Source organism: Microbulbifer sp. THAF38, assembly GCF_009363535.1.
In the GTDB taxonomy this organism is placed as follows: domain Bacteria; phylum Pseudomonadota; class Gammaproteobacteria; order Pseudomonadales; family Cellvibrionaceae; genus Microbulbifer.
In genome coordinates, this window is sequence record NZ_CP045369.1 from 3,668,992 (window position 1) to 3,688,079 (window position 19,088).

A 19,088-nucleotide genomic window follows, 5' to 3' on the forward strand; every position below is an offset into this window, starting at 1 on the left:
GCCGGGCTATTGCCCGGCTTTTTATTGTTAGTTTTGTAGAGTGTCCCCTCAGGCCTTGGCCGCACCCTCTGGAATGTCTATCTCACCACTATCTACAGAACCGGCTCCCAGTGGCTTAACCATCACCAGCAGCAGTGGCAGTAACGTCAATGAGCCCAGCAGTGCCGCGGACATCGCCAAGGCGGTCAAGAGACCAAAGTAAATAGAAGGCACAAACTTGGACAGCGCCAAAATTGAGAAGCCGGCAATAATCGTGATGGCCGTGTAGAACATGGCACGGCCGATCGTGGCGTGGCTGCGATGCATGGTAGCCAGGTAATCGCCGTCTTTGGCAAACTCGGCGCGGAAGCGGTACAGATAGTGAATCGCGTGGTCCACACCAATTCCCACGGTAATCGCGGCGATAGTGATCGTCATCATATCCAGCGGTATACCAGCGAGGCCCATACCACCAAGCACCACACAGGCCGCCAACATATTCGGCACCAGCGCGATAATGGCGATCGACAGAGAGCGGAACAACACCAGGAACATCAGCAAGATGCCCACAAACACCGCACCCAAGGTCAGGATCTGGGACTTAAACAGGCTCTGCAGCATATTGTTGTAAAGCACTAGCAGTCCTGTTTGGTGGATGTTTTCCGGCGCTATGCCCATCTCGTTATGCGCGTAATCGTAAATGCGCTCGATCAATTCACCACGGCGCAGATTTGGATCTGTCTCCATCACCCTCAGGGTAATACGTGCCTGGTTGTGCTCTGCGGAGAGATAGGGATCTACCAATACACCGCGAATTTCCGGCGGCAGGCTGGTATTGGCCACTGCCAGTTCGAAATCATTCAGCTGGCCGCCTTTTAGATCCCGCGCCACCTTGTACAGGGTAGCCAGGGACTGCACCTTGCCAATCTCGGGTTGCTCTTCCAGGTAGTCGTGCAACTGCTCCAGCGTGGCGAGACCGGCTACGGTAAACCAGTAACTCTGCTGCGGGGCCGCTTCCTCACTGCCGAAGGGGTCTTCTTCGGAAGCGGCGAAGGGATCCTCCTCTAGCGCAAACGGATCGTCTTCCGCTTCCACGGCAAAGGGATCTTCCTCGCCCTCGAAGGCCACCGCCTCTTCTTCGGGTTTATCGAGGATGATATCCAGGGTTACAGTGCCGCCCAGGCGGCGGTCAATCACCAGCATCCCCTGATAAATTTCGGTGGAGTCATCGAAATAATCGATAAAGCGGTTTTCCACTTTGAGCTGAGACATGCCCACCACACTAACTACCGCAGCAATCAGGGAGACCCCCAGCACCACGAACTTATGGCGCTCGGCAAAGCTGGAGAAGCGCAGGGTGAAGGCATGAGAATTATCCTCACTCACTTTGCCCTGGCGCTTGGGCAGGATCATCAGAAAGCTGGGGATAATCAGGAAGGACAACACCAGGGCCAGTGTGACACCCATCGTCATCATCCAACCAAAGTCGATCACTGGGCGAATGCCGCTCACCACCAGTGACACAAATGCAACGATAGTGGTCAAGGCCGTGTACAAACAGGGCTTGGCCATAAACCGCACTGTCTGCAGCACCAGTGTCTCACGGCTCCAGTCGGGGTTTTGCGCAATATATTCGCGGTAGCGCACCGCTAAGTGGATGGTGATGGCCAGGGTGATAATCAACAGCAGAGCGACGAAGTTGGCGGAGATTACGGTCATACGCCAGTCGAGCCAACTGAGTAGGCCAAGAATCATCACTGCGGTGGTGACGCAGGTGAGCAGCGGTAACAGCACCCAACGGGGCTGACGGAAGATCAGTAACAGGGTAAGGATAATAAAGGCGAGGATGCCCAACCCGAACACCAGCAGATCGCTCTTGATAAACGAGATCATATCCGCGGTGATCATGGTGACACCGCCGAGGAAAAGCTCAGCGTCATCATCGTAACCGGCGAGAATTGCTCGCACCGTATCCACCCGCTGGTGGGCTTCCTGCTCTTGAACAGTGCGGTGTTCCAGGTAAACGGCACTCACCTCTTCCAGGCGCGCGGCCTCTTCCGGGCTCAGGCCCTCGCTATTGCGTTTGCGGCGCAAGGCATCGCGCTCGCGCACCAGTTCAATACCGCGGCTGTCCAGCGTCAGGTTGGCGAGCAGTGCCGTGGTCTGGCCGTCTGGACTCAGAATCAATTCTCGATAGATAGGGCTGGAGAGAAACTCCTGACGAGCCAGGTCCCGATCGGTGTCGGACTGGGACAGGGTGCGAATCTCATCGGTTATATCAGTTAGAGACAGTTTTGGGCTGTACAACAGCGGTACATCCAGAATGGACTGCACACTGGAAACGCCATCTACTCCGGCCAACTCATCACGCAGCCTGCCCAGCGCCTCCAGGGACTCATCGCTGAACAGGTCGCCATCTTTGTAACGGTAAGTCACTACCAGGAAATCACCGCTGGCGTAGCGCTCGGCGATCTCGCGGAAATAATCCAGCGATTTGTCTGCTTCCAGGGTGAGGGAGTCCGCCGAAGCATCGATTTTGAAGCGGGGCAGACCCATCGCTGCCAGCAGGGTGAGTAGGCCGATAACCACCAATACAGCCAGTGGCCGTTTGGTTACCAGGAATTCATAAGAGTTCTTCAGAGCTGACAGCATAGGTTTCCGCTTGTATCCAATAAATCAGTGGGCCGCAGTACGGCGCATATTTTGATCGCCTCGGCAGTGCTGGTGCAAATACAAAATTTGCGTTTACACGGCGCTATTGGAAATATTTTCAGGGAGTATCGATATGTCCCAGGTCGCGCTCGGGAAATAGCAGGTCCCGCACGCGCCGCTTGAGTTCTTTTGCTCCGGGAAAACCGCCATCGCGTTTGCGCTCCCAGATCAAATTTTCACCAATGCGGATTTCGAATATTCCTCCAGTTCCGGGTTGTAATGCAACCTGTTGAAGGTCATCCGCAAAAGTGTGAAGCAACTCTTGGGCCATCCAGGTGGCCCGCAACATCCAGTTGCATTGCGCACAGTAGTGAATAGTTATGCTCGGTTTCACTATTTTTTAACTCCCGGTGACCTACTCACCCCAGGGCGGTAATAACTTTTGTTCCACGCCCAGCTGGTCGAGTAGTCTCGCCACCACAAAGTCGACAATGTCCTCGACCGTGCGCGGTTTCTGATAAAAACCGGGGCTGGCCGGCAGAATCATCGCCCCCATACGGGTGAGTTTGAGCATATTCTCCAGGTGAATCTCCGAGTAAGGTGCCTCGCGCGGAACCAAAATCAGCTGGCGGCGCTCCTTCAGTGCCACATCCGCAGCGCGCTCGATCAGATTGTTGGAGGCTCCACAGGCAACCGCCGATAAGGTGCCGCCGCTGGCCGGGCAGATCACCATACTGGCCGACGCTCCAGTGCCGGATGCCACTGGCGAAAACCAGTCACGCTTGCCAAACAATTTCAACTGGCCCTCTTGAGCGCCGAAGCGATCGGCGAGAAAGGCCTGCAGTGTATCGTCGTCCCCCTCCGGCAGTTGCAGGTCGGTCTCGGTGTTGATCACCACCTGGGCCGCCTCGGACATCAACAGCCAGACGCGCACGCCGGAGGCGAGCAGGCACTGCAACAAACGCAGGCCGTATTGGGCTCCGGAAGCCCCAGTCATGGCCAGGGTAACGGTTTTATTAAATGTGGCTTGCTGCAAGATCACTTCCCCGATCACTAAAGTGCCGACTCTGTTCAGGTCGAATAGTTATATTTTTGCTCCAGGGCTCCGATCAAACGCTGATGGATACCACCGAAGCCACCGTTGCTCATCACTACTATATGGCTGCCTTCACCGGCGAGCTGAAGTACCGATTCGACCCCATTCTCGATAGTGTCAAAAATCTTGGCCGGCACCGGAGAGTGGTGAGCCACTTCATCCAGAGACCAATTCATGCCTTGGGGCTGATACCACAAGACCATATCCGCGCCGCTACAGGCATTGGCCAACTGGCCCTGGTGCACGCCCATGCGCATGGTGTTGGAGCGGGGCTCTATTAAGGCGATGATCTTGTCCTTGCCCACTTTGGCCCTGAGGCCCGTAAGCGTGGATTCGATCGCAGTGGGATGGTGGGCAAAATCATCGTAAACGCGGATACCCGCCACTTCGCCCAGACATTCCATACGGCGCTTTACGCCCTGAAAACGTCCAAGGGCAGAGGCGCTCAACTCCGGCACCACACCCACGTGACGGGCTGCGGCCATGGCGGCGAGACCATTGCGCACATTGTGCATACCGGTAAGATCCCACTCCACACGCGCCACTTCGGCACCCTCGAACAGCACACTAAAGCTGCTGCCATCCGCGGCAATATTCACCGCACGCCAGTCGCCCGCACTGATCCCCGGCTGATCCTCACTGGCAAAGCGCTGCACTTCACTCCAGCAACCCTGCTGCAATACCTGCTCCACATTATCTTCTGCGGCGCTGACAATCAGGCCGTTGCCGGGCACCGTGCGCACCAGATGATGAAACTGCCGCTGGATCGCCGCCAAATCGTCAAAGATATCGGCGTGATCGAATTCCAGGTTGTTGATAATCACTGTACGTGGGCGGTAATGCACAAACTTAGAGCGCTTATCGAAGAAGGCCGTGTCGTATTCATCCGCCTCCACCACAAAGAAGGGGGATTCCCCCAAGCGCGCCGACACTCCAAAGTTGCCTGGCACACCGCCGATCAGGAAGCCCGGCTGCATATCCGCCGCTTCCAGAATCCAGGCCAACATGCTGGCGGTCGTGGTCTTACCGTGAGTGCCCGCTACTGCCAGTACCCAGCGCCCGCCGAGGAAGTGGTCGCAGAGCCACTGGGCACCAGAGGTATAGGGCAAACCTTGTTCAAGCACCGCTTCCACGGCGGGGTTACCGCGGGACATGGCATTGCCGACAATCACCAGGTCCGGGGCCGGCGCCAGTTGAGCCGGGTCATAGCCCTCGGTAATTTGGATACCCGCCTGCTGCAACTGAGTGCTCATGGGGGGATAGACATTGGCATCGCTACCGGTGACCCGGTGTCCTTCGGCTACCGCCAATTGGGCTAGGCTGCCCATAAAGGTGCCGCAAATACCGAGAATATGGATATGCATGGCGAAAATCTGTACTCCTGGGGGTTGCGGCGCAAGCTTAACACGGCCAAACAGACCAGTAATTGCCAAATACCCCGTTTGCCATGCAATTTACTCGCTATTCCATTAGACTCCGCCCCCGCACAGATCGGCCTCACCCCCGTTAGGGTGGTAGGAGTTTTCCAGCTACGGCCGACACCCGATACGAGCTCCCGGAGTTCCCCACTGGCGCCGCCAAAGAGCGCTCGGCGGACAACCGGATCGGGTCACTTCCCAAGATCGCTATGAAATACAGGATAACCATGTCGAAGAAGAATGCCTTTTACGCGCAGTCCGGTGGTGTGACTGCCGTAATCAATGCCTCCGCCTGCGGCGTAATAGAAGCCGCCCGTGAAAACCAGGACAAAATTGGCAAAGTCTACGCGGGGCTGAACGGCATCCTCGGCGCACTGCGCGAGGAACTGATCGACGTGAGCCAGGAAAGTGTGGAAGACATCGCCGCACTGCGTCACACCCCCTCCGGCGCCTTTGGCTCCTGCCGTTACAAGCTGAAAAGCCTGGAAGAGAACCGCGCAGAGTACGAGCGCCTGATCGAAGTGTTCAAGGCCCACGATATCGGCTACTTCTTCTATAACGGCGGCGGCGACTCCGCCGATACCTGCCTGAAAGTCTCGCAGCTGTCTGAGACCATGGGTTACCCAATCCAGGCCATCCATATTCCCAAAACGGTCGACAACGATCTGCCGCTAACCGACAACTGCCCCGGCTTTGGCTCCGTAGCCAAATACGTTGCAGTTTCCACCAAGGAAGCGGCCATGGACGTAGCCTCCATGTGCGCCACCTCCACCAAGGTCTTTATCCTCGAAGTAATGGGTCGTCACGCGGGCTGGATTGCCGCCGCCGGCGCCCTAGCCCAGGAAGAGGAAGGCGATGCACCGCACATCATCCTGTTCCCGGAAGTGGCCTTCGATAAAGAGAAGTTCCTGGCCAAAGTGCAAAAGACCGTGGACGAAAAAGGCTACTGTGTAATCGTCGCCTCCGAGGGCGCCCAGTACGAAGACGGCACCTTCCTCGCCGATGCCGGCACCACCGACGCCTTCGGTCACAAGCAGCTGGGCGGTGTGGCACCGACCCTCGCCAATATGATCAAAAGTGAGCTGGGACTGAAATACCACTGGGCACTGGCCGACTACCTGCAACGCGCCGCCCGCCATATCGCCTCCGCCACCGATGTGGAGCATGCCTACGCCGTCGGTCGTGCCGCCGTGGAAATGGCGGCAGCCGGCAAGAACGCCATTATGCCGGCAATTATTCGTGCGGAAGGTGAAGAGTACAGCTGGTCTATCGCGGAAGCACCACTGTCTGAAGTGGCCAACGTCGAAAAATTTATGCCGAAAGAATATATTAGCGAAGACGGCTTCGGCATTACCGAAGCGGGACGCGAGTACCTGTTACCGTTAATTCAGGGCGAAGACTACCCTCCCTACAAAAACGGCGTGCCCCAATATGCCAAGCTGAAAAAGCAACTAGTAGAAAAGAAACTGGATACTGAGTTTAAATCTTAAGCGAAGATCTTATCGCCTAGAATAAAAAGCCCCCAACTAACAACGGGGGCTTTTTTATTGGGTGTGTTTCACAAATTTACTCTTACTATTCCATATCTGACCAAACCGCGAACTCATTGCCACTGGGCTCGGTAAAATGAAAACGTCGACCGCCGGGAAAAGAAAAAATTGGCTTAACCACATTACCGCCACAGCGCTCTACTTTTTGCAAAGTATCTTCTAAATCAGAGCTGTATAAAACTACCAGCGCTGCACCGTTTGCGGTTTTACTCTGCTGTTCGGCGAGGAAGAATCCACCATCGAGGCCTGCATTGGAAAATGCGATATATTCTGGGCCGTAATCGGTAAAACCCCAGGCAAAAGCCTCGGCAAAAAAATCCTTGGTTTTCTGTAAATCTTTGGATGGAAATTCTACATAATTAATTTTTTCATGAGCGTGCATCTTAGCTTCCCTTCCATTAATTGTGTGAGTTGTGGGATTTAGGTGGCTGGTTTAGCTGGAGTCTCCACCACCCGAAAACTGCCATTTGCTATTGCTAGCGGTCTGTCATTATGCACTATGACCGCTCGATCCAACATCAGGTCAAAATCCAACATCGCGTACAGTACAACACCACGACGCCCCTGGTAGACCTCTGGCCAGTAGATCAGTGTCGCCATACGCACCCCCATGGGTTCGTAACAATAACGCGCCTCTCCTACCAGCTTTCCCGAGGCAGTGACATAACAGCTGGAATCTGTGTCATAACTGACGATATGGGTGGACAGTTCGGGGAAATCCCCTTGCTTGGAATAATGGGTGCCAGTCCATTCCAGGCTCAGCCCGGTAAGACTTTCGTAGGTACGCGACATAAAGGATGCTGCCCTGCATTTCTATGTCTAACCATTATGGCTTCTCCGCCCAATTACAAAAGATGGGGATAGAATTTTTTCGGGCAATCAACAAACTGAGCAGGGAAAATAAAAAAGACCGCACCACCAGGGTGCGGCCATTCGCTTCTAGGGAAAAGCTATCAACTCAAAGAATCCTGGTGAAGCGACGACAGGGAACTCAAAACCCCAACGCCAGGGCAACCAGAATATTTATTATTAATCAAAAATTGACATATATCAGCGTGGCCAGGAAATTTTTACTAACTGGGAGGCGCTGTCTTCTGCACCCTCACTATCACTCACTGTGAGGGTAATTTCGTAATTGCCCGTTTGTGCGTAGCGATGTAACGCCCAACGTCCGTTGCGCTGCACTCCATCCCCAAAATTCCAGTGGTATTGCAGTTTGTTATCGCCACTGTATTGGCTGCGATCTTCCACCCACACCCAACGGAAAAAGCGATGCAGTTTAAAGTTGGCTTGCAGAGAAACGGTATCATCCTGCACTTCAACGATCTGCTCCTGTGTGGAGACCGCACCGCGATCATCTTCCACTTGCAAACGTACCAAATAGCTACCCGGTGCATCGAAGTTGTGACTGGGATTTTGCTCGGTACTGGTTACACCGTCACCGAAATCCCAAAGCCAGCTCAGCAGTTCACCATCCGCATCGCTGCTGCTGTCGATAAAATCAACCAACAACCCTTCGGATTCCCAACTAAATTCTGCCGTGGGTGCCAGGTTATCCGCACCCAGGTCCAGCTCGACGATTAAGGGATCGTGATCGGATGCGCGGAAAGGCCCAGTAGAATAGAGGTTTTCCTGCTGCTCGGCGCTCTTGTGCTCAATGTTGTAATCCAGCACCCGGGGTTCGTCCGCATTGATATGCCAGTCCACCGCGGCGGTAACCAGCGGAGCCAGTGAGGGGCTGGCGAGAGCGTGGTCCAAATAGCCAGACTGGCCGTCGTAGACATAGGAATAAGCCTCACCTGCTCCGTACCATTCGAGCAGATCGGTATAACCCGCACCCTTCAAAGTGGTAATGGGGTTTTCCATGGCGTAGCTGTTGAGGTCACCCAGTACCAGCACACGATTAATTCCGGTTCCGGTGGGGTCACTGTCGACCCAGCTCACCAACGCATCGGCAGCTTGAGTCCGCAGGGCATTCCAGCAGCCTTGACCATCCCCCTGATCACTATTCAGGCTGCCATCATTAGGGCAGCTACCCTTGGATTTAAAGTGATTCACCACCACGGCGAGCTCCTCGCCGGAGGAAAGTTCAGCGAAAGCCTGTAACAGCGGCTGGCGGTTACCGCCATCAAAAGGATAATCCTGCAGGGTAACGGCGCTGCCCATAGGCGCAACGCGGTCACTGCGGTAGATCATGCCCACGGCGATTTCATCACTACCCAGCTGCGTGAGATCCGGCTGCACAAACTGGTAGCTCTGCCCTGGTGCTGTAGCATTGAGCCCATTAACCAGATCCTGGATGGCGCTGTCGGCACCATAGCCGTCATTTTCCAGTTCCATCAGGCCGACGATATCGGCTTCCATACGCAGGATTGCAGAAATGATTTTATCTCTCTGGCGCTCAAACTCCTCCAGAGTATCGGCACCACGCGAAGTGGGGAATCCACCCCCATTACCATCGCCATTGAAATAATTCAGCACATTGAAGCTAGCAACGCGCAGGCTGCCATCGCCCGGCAGGATCGGCGCTTCATCGCGGAAATTGACCGGAGTAAATTGAGGTACTTCCACTGGGTGTACACGGTATGCACCAAAACCATAACCCATCACACCGGTGAGCCCCTCTAAGGTATCGCCACTGCGCAAGGTGTTAGAAGCGCTGAGACCCGAGGCCGGATAAGGCATTGTCTCGGGATTTTGCACAGTGGAGCCATCGTCCAGAATAATCTGATTGAGTGCATTGGCTTCCACTTGAGCAGCCGCCGCGGCGCCCGGCATATTGTTGTGGGTGGGGATATACAGGCGACCGTTGGACAAGATCACTTCGCCATAGCGGCCCAGGTTGTAATGACCGTTGACGGTGAGGCTCTGCGGGAATTCAACCAGCATGCCTTCGAGCTGCTCCTGCTCTTCTGCTGAGCCAAATGGCATCTGCACATTAGCGGGCGTTACCTGATAGCCGCTTCCACAAATGCTGACACCATCGATTTGGTTCAACTCGGTGAAATCAAAGAACTCATCGACGATACCGCCAACACGTACTAAGTCGCCAACCTGTACATTCACACCAAAGGCATTATCGTGCACAAACAGCCCTTCGGAAGTCGCATCCACGCCATCCTGATCGCTGTCCTCTTCCTGCAGGAAGAAGCCGGCCAGGCCGGTATTTGGGTCTTGGAAGTTGCCGACAACCACTGCCTCAATTTCGTGGCGCTCACCTTCAAGCGCACTGGCAGCACCGCTACCCTGAATCTGACTGATTAGGGTCGCAGCATCACCACAGGCTCCCAACTCGACTCCGTCATTGTCATTGTCATTTCCATCGCCATCTCCGTTGTCATCGCCTCCATCGGCACCGTGCCAACCGAGATGATCGAAGTTATTTAGGCCGGCGCTGGACCACTCCAGAGCGGGATCGAAAGCGCTGCTGCCATCGGTGCGACCTGTCTGCACATCCAGATTACGCACCAGTGTCTGATTCTGTGTTCCAAGGCTGCTATTGCCCCACTGGCTGCCGGGATCTGTGCCGATTTGGCCGATCACATCGGCAAAACCATTGGGGCCTACCAGCGCTACGGCATCGTCACCATTAAACAGGCCGCTGGTATAAATCTGGTCGGCCTGATCCAGCAAGGCTGCATCGGCACTGCCATGGGCCAGAACAAATACCGCACCGCCCTGCAAGGTGCCACTCAAAGCGATATTCGCTGAGGCACTATCGGAACCGTTGAAAAAGAGCTGGATTGAGTAACCGCTCAAATCAATCGCAGTTTCGCTGCCGTTAAAAATTTCCAGCGCCTTATTGTTACCACTGCCCTCGATGTATTCCGAAATAATGAGGTCACTGGCTTGGACCTCTGCAGCCATCAGTGGAAGACCCAGGGCTGCCAGAGCAGCCAAGCCAAATTGTTTCATCGTCGTTATTCCCAGTTGCCTGATACGGATTAAGCGGCGCACAGAGTGGCGGGGAATTCCTAAATTTCGATGAAACAAATGTTAAATTTCGGTTTCAATTCTGCGTGCTTAGAAACACTCGGCATTTGCTGATAGTGGAAAATGTGAGATCGCGACCAACTGAAAGGTTAACGGGATCACGAGAGTTAGGTGAAACCCCGCAGCAGAAAGAGATACTCTACAATTATTTATATAAGCACTTATATAAATTCGACACTATGAAATATAGCCAGCTGGGTACTCACCTCAGGCATTTAATCGAATTACTGGACAGCGATGTCGCAGATAGTTACCGCGTCTGCGGTATTAAAAACTACAAGCCGCGTTATACACCGGTAATGCGAGCCCTTATCCACAAGAGCCCGGTCACCATCAATGAAATAGCGGCCAGTGCCGCAATCTCCCAGCCGGCGGTTAGCCAGACGGTCAGAGATATGGTCCAGCAGGGATTGTTAGAAATCCTCACCGGGGAGGATGCACGCCAGCGCAAGGTCCGCCTCAGCCGTAAAGGCCAGCGCCTGCTACCAAAGCTCGAAATTCACTGGCAAGCCACTGCTGAAGCGGAACGTTCATTAAACCGGCAACTGTCTACACCTTTAACAACACTCGTTGAAGAAGCGATTACCGTTCTGCAGGAACAACCCTATCTCGATCGTATTCAGCAGTGCACTGCCAAGGAGAATAAAAAGCCATGAAACTGATTATCGCCTTCAGCCTGGCCCTATGCCACACTATCTCTTCAGCGACTTACGCAAGCGATGAGGATTGCCAGTTTAATCCCACCGTAGTTATCCAATCCGCCGCCAGCGCTATTGCAGAAACTTATGTACTCGCAGACAGAGCCCAGAGCGTTTCCTTGGCGTTGTCTGAGATGGCCAGTAGCCCTGAAGCTTTGCGCCTTTGTCGGGATTCCGAAAGTTTTGCCAAGCTAATTACCGAGAAAATCCGAACACTGTCCGGAGACAAGCATTTCTATTTGGAGCCGGTAAGCCCTGATGAAGATTCCAACAACTGGATAGCACAGTGGCGAGCCGAGGCGCCCAAGAGCAACTATGGAGTAAAGAAACTAGAATTATTGCCCGGTAATATTGCCTACTTCAAACTCTCTTCATTCCACACTTTTGAAAATGCCCGGCAAAGCCTGGCCGCGGCATTTACCCTTTTGCAACATAGTGACGGTCTGATATTGGACCTGCGCAATAATGGCGGTGGTGATAGTGATACAGCCACTGCCATCCTCGAATCCTTTGTGGACCCCACTAAGCCCCTGCCATATGTCATTGAAACCAGAGAGAAGCAACATTCCCCTGAACGCATCAAAGAACTTCCTTGGCCAGCCTATGGCACCCAGAGACCCATGGTAGTACTGATCAATGGGCGCTCCTTCTCTGCATCAGAAAGCATCGCCTTCTCACTGCAACAACTCGGTAGAGCCACTATTATCGGTAGTGCCAGCGCCGGCGGAGCCCATATGATGGATGTGCCTCAAACCCTGCCATTTGGCTTTGAAATTGGAATTCCCTCTAGTCGCCCGGTTTCGACTTTATCGAAGGAACTGGTTAACTGGGAGGGTCAGGGATTGAAGCCAAATATTGAAAGCAGCGAGCAAGAAATTTTACAGGTGGCGTTAGAGGTTCTTAAAAAATAAACTGTGTTTTAAAGTACCCCCAAACATTAAAGCAATGGAAATGTAGAACTCAACAATGCGTACTTCTTTACAACCTATAACCCAGAATAACTATGAGCCGGTCTACGATCTCGATGTCGCCGAAGCGCAGCAAGAATACGTCGCCTGCAATATGTGGTCACTGGTGGAGGCACAGTTCAATTCTGGATATGAAACTCGTGCGATTTATACAGGAGAAAAGCCCGTTGGTTTTCTTATGTGGGTTAAAGAGAGCCCTGAAAAAATTTCTATTTGGAGATTTATGGTTGACCAGAAGCAGCAGGGGAAGGGGATAGGTAGGGCAGCGCTTCAGCTAGCCCTACAAGAAATCCGGCAAACACCCAATATCGAGCAAATAGAAATCTGCTACAACCCCAAAAATCCGGTGGCTAAAGACTTTTATTCCAGTTTTGGCTTTACCGAAGTGGGCATGGATAAGGACAACGAAGATATGCTTGCCATTATCAACATCACCAACAAAACTCCTGAAGAGACTGATGCTATTTAAACGGGCAGGCGGGCTTAGTGCCACTCCAGACCGGTAAATCGAGATCTTCTTTATTGTCTGATGGCGCCCCTGTGCGACTCTTAAAAGAGCCTTCCTCTATGGTCAGGCGCATCAGGGCCGTACCCTTGCGCTCCTGTGGATTTGGAGCGCGCACTTGGTTCCAGCGGTCGGGTTCGATATCTTCGATAATGGATTTGAAAACTTCATCAAATTCCTGTGAATCCTGCACTCGTTCACCACGGCAAAACAAAACTGCCGAGCGATAATTTGCGCTGTGGTGATAAGCGGATTTAGCCAATACCCATTCGTCATAGTGGGCAAAGGAAATACACACTTGCTGCCCCGAATCAAGTAACTTCTGCAGGCGGCTTTTATTGGCCACATGTAAATACAAAAAGTCCCCATGGCGCCATACAGTCATGGGGATAACAATCACTTCACCATCCTGGGTAAAACCAATATGCCCCAGCTTCAGTTCATCGACCAAACGATAAATATCCTCGCGACGATAACTGGCCCTCTTGGCAGCACGGCGCACCCGGCTTTTCGCAGTTACCGGCAGTTTACTCTTTGCGGAATCTAAAACTACCATTCTTAAAAACTCCCACAACGATTTATCAAAAACAGATATCGCCAATATAGGGAGTTGCTGGTACTCTGATTAGATCCAGTTTTAATCAGTTAATGGTGCCAGTTTGAGCAGCCCCGATTTTGCCGACTTAACCCTGGACCCCAGGCAACCGTTACAAAGCCAGCTATACCGCAACCTGGTGGAGTGGATTTGCAGCGGCCGTCTCACAGCAGGGAGCAAGCTGCCCTCCTCTCGTAGACTATCCTCCACCCTGAATATCAGCCGTAATACGGTCACACTGGTGTTAGAGCAGCTCAAAGCAGAGGGCTTTGTTACCAGCCATGTCGGACAGGGCGTTTTTGTATCTAACACCCTGCCCGCTTACGTACAGAAACCACAGCACCAGGCATGGTATTCCCAAGACTCCGATGGCACAGCTCCCTTACCAGGGCTCTCAGCCCTTGGCCAAAAGCTGCAGACTGCCACGTCATTTAAAACCGACAGCGGTGTATCTCTACCTTTTTCACCGGGTATACCGGATCTCAATGCCTTTCCTTTAGCTATTTGGTCCAGACTCTACAGGCGCCACAAAGATAGGTTTCCACTGCTTGGCTATGGGCACAGCCAGGGCCATCCTCCCTTGCGCCAAGCACTGGCAGAATACCTGCGCAGCTGCCGCGGAGTGCTCTGTGATGAAAGCCAGATCATCATGACCAATGGCGCCCAGGAAGCCTTGAGTCTGTGTGCACAAGTACTACTTGAGCCCGGAGATACCGCCATCATAGAAAATCCGGGCTACCGACGCGCCCGCTGGGTGTTTCAAACCTGCGGCGCCAAGTTGGCACTGGCCGAATTGCAAAGCGGTTATTTAGACGTGGATGCACTGATTAAAAGCCAACTGCACGGCAAAGTCCTCTATACCACGCCAACCCATCAGTACCCTATGGGCGGAGTCATGCCGGCCAGCGAACGGTTGAAGCTGCTGGACTGGGCCACCAAGACGCAATGCTGGATTTTGGAAGACGACTACGACAGCGAATTTTCCTTTGAGCACAAACCCGTCGCTGCCCTCCAGGGAATGGCAGAGCATACTCCCGTTCTCTATATGGGCAGCTTCAGTAAAAGTCTGCAGCCGGGTCTGCGGTTAGGCTATCTGGTAGTCCCTAAACCCTTTGTTCAGGCATTTGCTCGGGCAAAGGAAATGCTCTCAGGCCACTCCCCACTACTCACCCAGGCAGTAGTTGCCGATTTTATTGCCGAGGGACACTTCGTGCGACACCTGCGCAGAATGCGCCTCAACTATCGGGACAAATGGTTGCATTTTTGCGATTTGGCACGAGATAAACTGGAACCCCAGGCGCAACTCATCGCAAGTAGTGCCGGAATGCACGTGGTACTCGCCACGCCCGGCAGGAATGACCTAGAACTGTCAAAGCAATTAGCTCTGCACCGCTTCGGCAGCACACCGCTCTCATTTTTCTATCCCGACAATCCATTGAATATGGGCTTGGTTCTGGGATTTGCCAATACCAGTAAACAACAGCGAGAGGATTGCATTGATATTCTAAAAGGCTACTTAATAAGCTGACGCAACCAACTCACTACTTTCACCTGACTTGTCTTTGGCAATAGCTTTGACAATAAATGGAGGCGATAACAACAATAGATAAAGTGCATTTGCCATCTTATCCAAGCTTCTTACGCAATATCTTCCTTTACCCACCGTATCAATCCTAGCCTTGACTGATCCGAACCTTTAGCTGTCGGCAATAAAGGTTAAGCTGTTCTAATACATTTAATCTACAAGTTTTTTTGGCATACGTATTGAGATGTAGTTGTCTGATTCAACTAGGCTAGGGTTTATGCACAATTCCAGCCAAAGTTTAGACTCAGGCCAAGCAAAAACGGAAACCTCGCCAACCGCATGGCTAGGCATGATAAGTCTGTTTTTAGGCGCCGCCTGCATTCAGCTAGTCATTATGCGCTACTTTAATGGCGAGATGGCACCGCAGGCCTTCGCAATAGGGTTAGAGCAGCTTATAAAAACCGAAGAAGCGCCGGCGGCCATTCAATCTTTAGCCATATTTTTCACTCCCCACATCAACAGCCTGACCGTCTCACTGCATTTTGCCATTCTACTTGCCGGGGTACTCTTAATATTGCGGGTATTGATAACTTTAGGTTCCCTATTAATGCTTATTAGCTTTATATTGTTATGGGGCTTTACTTATATGGGCGAAAACAGCTGGTTCTTTGAGTTCTTATCACCAGCTTTATTTGCGTTAGTCTTGGCTGTAAGCAGCTATAGCTTCACCCCAGATATCCAGACACCCTATCGCCAGCGCCTTTTGGGCAGCATTCTGGCACCCGACATAAGCCTTTTGTCGTGGAGTCTTTGGGTGATTTTGGCATCTGGCATTCTGTTTGCGATATTTTTGATGTCGCGCAATGGCGGCAATCACATACTACTAACCAGCCTTTTATCCAGCATTACCATTGCCGCCCTAGCAATACTTTCAAAATTTTTAGACCGATATCGCATGGTCGCACAGACAGAACAATCCAACCTACTGGTAGGGCGTTGGATTAACCTGTTCACCATCACCATTGGTGTTATGTTGATTTTCCAGGTTTATGAAGACAGCTTACTGAATTGGTTTACCGTAGAGGGCTATCAGGGCCTGGTGAGCTCCTATGTAGAATACGGAAACACACCGTTATGGTTTCGCAACGCATTAGCCTGGGTTGCAGAACATGCCAATCTTTTTATGCCGATTCAAAGAGTTTTCGAAGTCACTGCCGCAATCTGTATGGTCATATTAATTTTTCGGTTCCCTCTCGTTCTATTGACTACCGGACTATTTGCCATTCTTTCCTTTACCGAGTTCGGCGTGACCAACGTTTGGCCCCCCGCACCAGGCAACCCCCCGGCTTGGGTATTTGAGCTACTACTCACGACCTTAGTGAGTCTGACTTGCGGCCTTTATTATCTTTTCGACGCATTAAAGTATAAATCCTGGCGTTATTGGCTACTAGGACCCAGAGTATTCGATTCTCTATCCAGCCTGGATAAACGCTTATTATTTATCCTGTTCGTTATTCTAGAAATAATTGTATTTTCAGTGAACCCCACCAGTAAAGAAAACGATATACTAGCATTGCATTTTGTAGCGCTAGCACTTATCCCTTTGTTTTATATTTTGATATTTTTAGATAACTTCAGAAAAATCAATTCAAATCACTATTAAATACTATCTCTAAAAGCCTTCAAGCAAGATCTGCAATTCGCTACAACATTTGATCACCCCATAAAAATTCAACCACTCGTTAAATTATAACTTCACAATCTAAATAAAATTGCATAAGATCAAGAAAACTGAGCAGTTAAGTCAACATTATGAGAAAAGGCTATGGGATTTGAGTTACCAGATTTGATTGAGGGGGAACTTGAGGTCGAGATGGGTGGGATAATAACCTTCAGCAAGGACGGGTCTTTAGGAGAACAAGTTGGCTACTCAACATCTATCAATGGTGATCCATTATACGGACTTGATGAGGGAGACTGGCAAGAGTGTTGGTACGTTATAGGTTTTGAAACACTACTTGGCGATCCAATTTTTATAAACCTCAATAAAGGTAGCTTACCAGTTTACACTGCACCACATGGGATGGGAGAGTGGATAGAAACCTGTATAGCAGAAACCTATACTAGCTTCATTTCCACCCTTTCCTTTATTGAGAAATCTTTACAGTCTGGAGAAATAGAAAATAAAAACTCCACCCTCCAGCACATCAAGAGTCTGATCGGCTCTGGAGAAATTAACTTTTGGTCATTACTCATATATTCAAACGACCATTAGAAACCGATGCACTAACAAAATATTTTCTATCGAAAAATCTATCTCACCCTAAAAATCAATCAAACCAAGAATTCGCTTTTGCAGCATAAGAATTTTCTCGACAGTTGCGCGGGCTCCAATAGCCCCAACAAAAAAGAAATGATTTCCCGGCACCATCACTGAAAAATGATTACCTGAAGACCGGACAAATAACTGCAAACTTTCCCATTGGGAAGGTTTAAGAGTTTCCAATCCCTCCTTCCCCACTAACATCCTTATTAAGACTCGATCGCGAATAAACGCCCAATTGGAATTATTGAGCAGTATATTCTCAGCGTCACATATTAAGTTTCCATGAATAACCACAGGAAAAGGATAATCTTCATAGCCGAAAGTGTTGGCAGATTGGATAGTTTTCAATAAATCTTCTTCAAAGTGGCCATGCCTATACATCAATCCTGTACAAATCAATGCTACAGGAGTGGCGCCCAGAATCCTCTCTCGGTAAATATCCCTTGGAAGAATACTATGACCGTTATAGGTACTTTGATCCTCCAGAGCCTGGAAAAACCACGGATACAAGCTCTCACGATTTGCCAGTCCCTCCGGCGTCATAGTGATATTTTCAGCATTTGCCTTTGGTAAAAAGCCAGGGACAGCTGGATCTCCCGACATGGCGACGAACATCACTATTGAGAAGCTCTTACCAATCGCCTCCTTCCCAAGAGCTCCGGCAATCTTGCATCCCATACTCCAGCCACAGACGATCACTTCTCGCTGTAAGCTATTCTCAGAGACAATCTTGTCAATTACTTCCGCGACCTGCTTGCCCCAGTCTGCGATGGTGAAATTGGGGTAATATCCATCAAAGGCCATATTGGCTATGGGGAAGGATATCGCGAGAAAAGGGTGGCCTGAACGATGTACCCAATAACCAATAAAGTCTTCTTCCCTGGCCTCGGGGCAGCCATAAAAGATACGGGCCAAGTGAGAGTTACCCGGCACAAATACCATTAGAGGTTTGGATTTATCTGCAGCTATATAGCGATAAAGAACGGGAAACCCTGCTGTAATGCTCATTACCTCCCCTTCTTGCAATCTACCAGATTTGGTGTTCCCCATGTCTTTTACCACATCTGAATTGTCTTAGTCAGGAGAATAATACTCTTTAAATGCATCACTACTTGGGTGATCAAAAAACACTCCTCACTAATCAACTCTTGCTCTTACTTTTTCCTTTACCCCAAACTTCCTCAAGCCGTTGATCCCGCCCGCAGCGAAAGCGGTAGTATTTATAGCGTAGGGGATTGCGCTGATAATAATTTTGGTGATAAGCCTCTGCCGGATAAAAAGTTGCAGCAGGCTTTATCTGGGTGACAACTTTCTTACCCAACTCAGACTCTACTTTCTTCTTGCTCTCCTCAGCCAGCTTCTTCTCTTCTTCATTACCGTAAAAGATCTCTGCACGATACTGGTCGCCCCGATCACAAAACTGGCCGCCGGCATCAAAAGGGTCTACGTTGTGCCAAAAAATATTGAGTAACTCAGAATAACTCACTTTGTCTGCATCATATTTAACTTGCACCACCTCGGCATGGCCGGTACCACCAGCAGAGACCTGATCATAGGAGGGGTTCTTTACATGGCCACCGCTGTAACCCGAAGTGGTTTCCAGTACACCATTCACTTTGTCATAAGGCGGTTCCATACACCAGAAACAACCTCCGGCAAAAATAGCGGTGCGGATGTTAGGAGAATCCTGGGCATATCCAAGAGTGGCTGCAAAAAGAATAAACAGAGCTAAGATAACGCGCATAACCAATTCCTGTGAAAGATTCTACTGATAGGCTCTCTT

At 51.2% G+C, this 19,088-nt stretch carries 17 protein-coding genes; 7 read left to right on the forward strand and 10 right to left on the reverse strand.

Annotated features, from left to right (window positions below; genetic code table 11):
• Nucleotides 1-48 precede the first annotated feature (48 nt).
• The 4 genes from FIU95_RS15895 to mpl all read right to left on the reverse strand — a co-directional run bounded on the left by FIU95_RS15895 (nucleotide 49) and on the right by mpl (nucleotide 5,091).
• Nucleotides 49-2,631, reverse strand: a complete 2,583-nt coding sequence (locus FIU95_RS15895; RefSeq protein WP_152454695.1) for an RND family transporter — start codon at nucleotides 2,629-2,631, stop codon at nucleotides 49-51.
• 118 nt (nucleotides 2,632-2,749) lie between these two features.
• The gene (locus FIU95_RS15900; protein ID WP_152454696.1) at nucleotides 2,750-3,025 is read right to left on the reverse strand and encodes a SelT/SelW/SelH family protein; all 276 of its coding nucleotides are present in this window, start codon (nucleotides 3,023-3,025) and stop codon (nucleotides 2,750-2,752) included.
• A 21-nt stretch (nucleotides 3,026-3,046) separates the two neighbouring features.
• Nucleotides 3,047-3,673, reverse strand: a complete 627-nt coding sequence (locus FIU95_RS15905) for a flavin prenyltransferase UbiX (RefSeq protein ID WP_152454697.1) — start codon at nucleotides 3,671-3,673, stop codon at nucleotides 3,047-3,049.
• A gap of 29 nt (nucleotides 3,674-3,702) precedes the next feature.
• On the reverse strand, nucleotides 3,703-5,091 hold the full coding sequence (mpl, locus tag FIU95_RS15910) for a UDP-N-acetylmuramate:L-alanyl-gamma-D-glutamyl-meso-diaminopimelate ligase (protein ID WP_152456421.1): 1,389 nt from the start codon (nucleotides 5,089-5,091) through the stop codon (nucleotides 3,703-3,705).
• 281 nt (nucleotides 5,092-5,372) lie between these two features.
• Here mpl and FIU95_RS15915 point away from each other — a divergent pair, with 281 nt between their 5' ends.
• Nucleotides 5,373-6,635 (forward strand): 6-phosphofructokinase, encoded by a 1,263-nt coding sequence (locus FIU95_RS15915; RefSeq protein WP_152454698.1) that lies wholly within the window; start codon nucleotides 5,373-5,375, stop codon nucleotides 6,633-6,635.
• A gap of 85 nt (nucleotides 6,636-6,720) precedes the next feature.
• Here the strand turns inward: FIU95_RS15915 and FIU95_RS15920 are convergent, their stop codons facing one another.
• The 3 genes from FIU95_RS15920 to FIU95_RS15930 all read right to left on the reverse strand — a co-directional run bounded on the left by FIU95_RS15920 (nucleotide 6,721) and on the right by FIU95_RS15930 (nucleotide 10,610).
• Complete coding sequence (locus tag FIU95_RS15920; protein ID WP_152454699.1) at nucleotides 6,721-7,077, reverse strand: VOC family protein; 357 nt, start codon at nucleotides 7,075-7,077, stop codon at nucleotides 6,721-6,723.
• A gap of 38 nt (nucleotides 7,078-7,115) precedes the next feature.
• Nucleotides 7,116-7,487, reverse strand: coding sequence for a hypothetical protein (locus tag FIU95_RS15925; RefSeq protein WP_172975431.1), 372 nt, complete (start codon nucleotides 7,485-7,487; stop codon nucleotides 7,116-7,118).
• Between the two features lie 258 nt (nucleotides 7,488-7,745).
• Nucleotides 7,746-10,610 carry an ExeM/NucH family extracellular endonuclease gene (locus tag FIU95_RS15930; protein WP_152454700.1) on the reverse strand — a complete coding sequence of 955 codons (2,865 nt, stop codon included), beginning with the start codon at nucleotides 10,608-10,610 and terminating at the stop codon, nucleotides 7,746-7,748.
• A gap of 257 nt (nucleotides 10,611-10,867) precedes the next feature.
• Between FIU95_RS15930 and FIU95_RS15935 the strand changes: the two genes are divergently transcribed.
• From FIU95_RS15935 to FIU95_RS15945, 3 genes are read left to right on the forward strand one after another with little or no spacing between them, the layout of a single operon-like run.
• Nucleotides 10,868-11,344 carry a MarR family winged helix-turn-helix transcriptional regulator gene (locus FIU95_RS15935; protein ID WP_152454701.1) on the forward strand — a complete coding sequence of 159 codons (477 nt, stop codon included), beginning with the start codon at nucleotides 10,868-10,870 and terminating at the stop codon, nucleotides 11,342-11,344.
• Nucleotides 11,341-12,297, forward strand: coding sequence for a S41 family peptidase (locus tag FIU95_RS15940; RefSeq protein ID WP_152454702.1), 957 nt, complete (start codon nucleotides 11,341-11,343; stop codon nucleotides 12,295-12,297). The genes FIU95_RS15935 and FIU95_RS15940 overlap by 4 nt, the downstream gene beginning before the upstream one ends.
• Nucleotides 12,298-12,352: 55 nt before the next feature.
• Nucleotides 12,353-12,823 carry an N-acetyltransferase gene (locus FIU95_RS15945; RefSeq protein ID WP_152454703.1) on the forward strand — a complete coding sequence of 157 codons (471 nt, stop codon included), beginning with the start codon at nucleotides 12,353-12,355 and terminating at the stop codon, nucleotides 12,821-12,823.
• On the opposite strand, the gene FIU95_RS15950 is transcribed toward FIU95_RS15945, so the two are convergent.
• Nucleotides 12,816-13,415, reverse strand: a complete 600-nt coding sequence (locus FIU95_RS15950) for a pyridoxamine 5'-phosphate oxidase family protein (RefSeq protein WP_152454704.1) — start codon at nucleotides 13,413-13,415, stop codon at nucleotides 12,816-12,818. The genes FIU95_RS15945 and FIU95_RS15950 overlap by 8 nt on opposite strands.
• Nucleotides 13,416-13,518: 103 nt before the next feature.
• Here FIU95_RS15950 and FIU95_RS15955 point away from each other — a divergent pair, with 103 nt between their 5' ends.
• From FIU95_RS15955 to FIU95_RS15965, 3 genes are all read left to right on the forward strand, one after another.
• Entirely contained in the window at nucleotides 13,519-14,982 is a 1,464-nt protein-coding gene (locus tag FIU95_RS15955; protein ID WP_216646262.1) for a PLP-dependent aminotransferase family protein, read from the forward strand.
• A gap of 274 nt (nucleotides 14,983-15,256) precedes the next feature.
• Complete coding sequence (locus FIU95_RS15960; protein ID WP_152454705.1) at nucleotides 15,257-16,642, forward strand: hypothetical protein; 1,386 nt, start codon at nucleotides 15,257-15,259, stop codon at nucleotides 16,640-16,642.
• A 162-nt stretch (nucleotides 16,643-16,804) separates the two neighbouring features.
• Nucleotides 16,805-17,254, forward strand: coding sequence for a hypothetical protein (locus FIU95_RS15965; RefSeq protein ID WP_152454706.1), 450 nt, complete (start codon nucleotides 16,805-16,807; stop codon nucleotides 17,252-17,254).
• A gap of 48 nt (nucleotides 17,255-17,302) precedes the next feature.
• Here FIU95_RS15965 and FIU95_RS15970 read toward each other — a convergent pair whose 3' ends face one another.
• Both FIU95_RS15970 and msrA read right to left on the reverse strand, forming a co-directional pair.
• Nucleotides 17,303-18,367 (reverse strand): hypothetical protein, encoded by a 1,065-nt coding sequence (locus FIU95_RS15970; protein ID WP_152454707.1) that lies wholly within the window; start codon nucleotides 18,365-18,367, stop codon nucleotides 17,303-17,305.
• A gap of 79 nt (nucleotides 18,368-18,446) precedes the next feature.
• Complete coding sequence (gene msrA, locus FIU95_RS15975; RefSeq protein ID WP_152454708.1) at nucleotides 18,447-19,049, reverse strand: peptide-methionine (S)-S-oxide reductase MsrA; 603 nt, start codon at nucleotides 19,047-19,049, stop codon at nucleotides 18,447-18,449.
• Nucleotides 19,050-19,088: the final 39 nt, after the last annotated feature.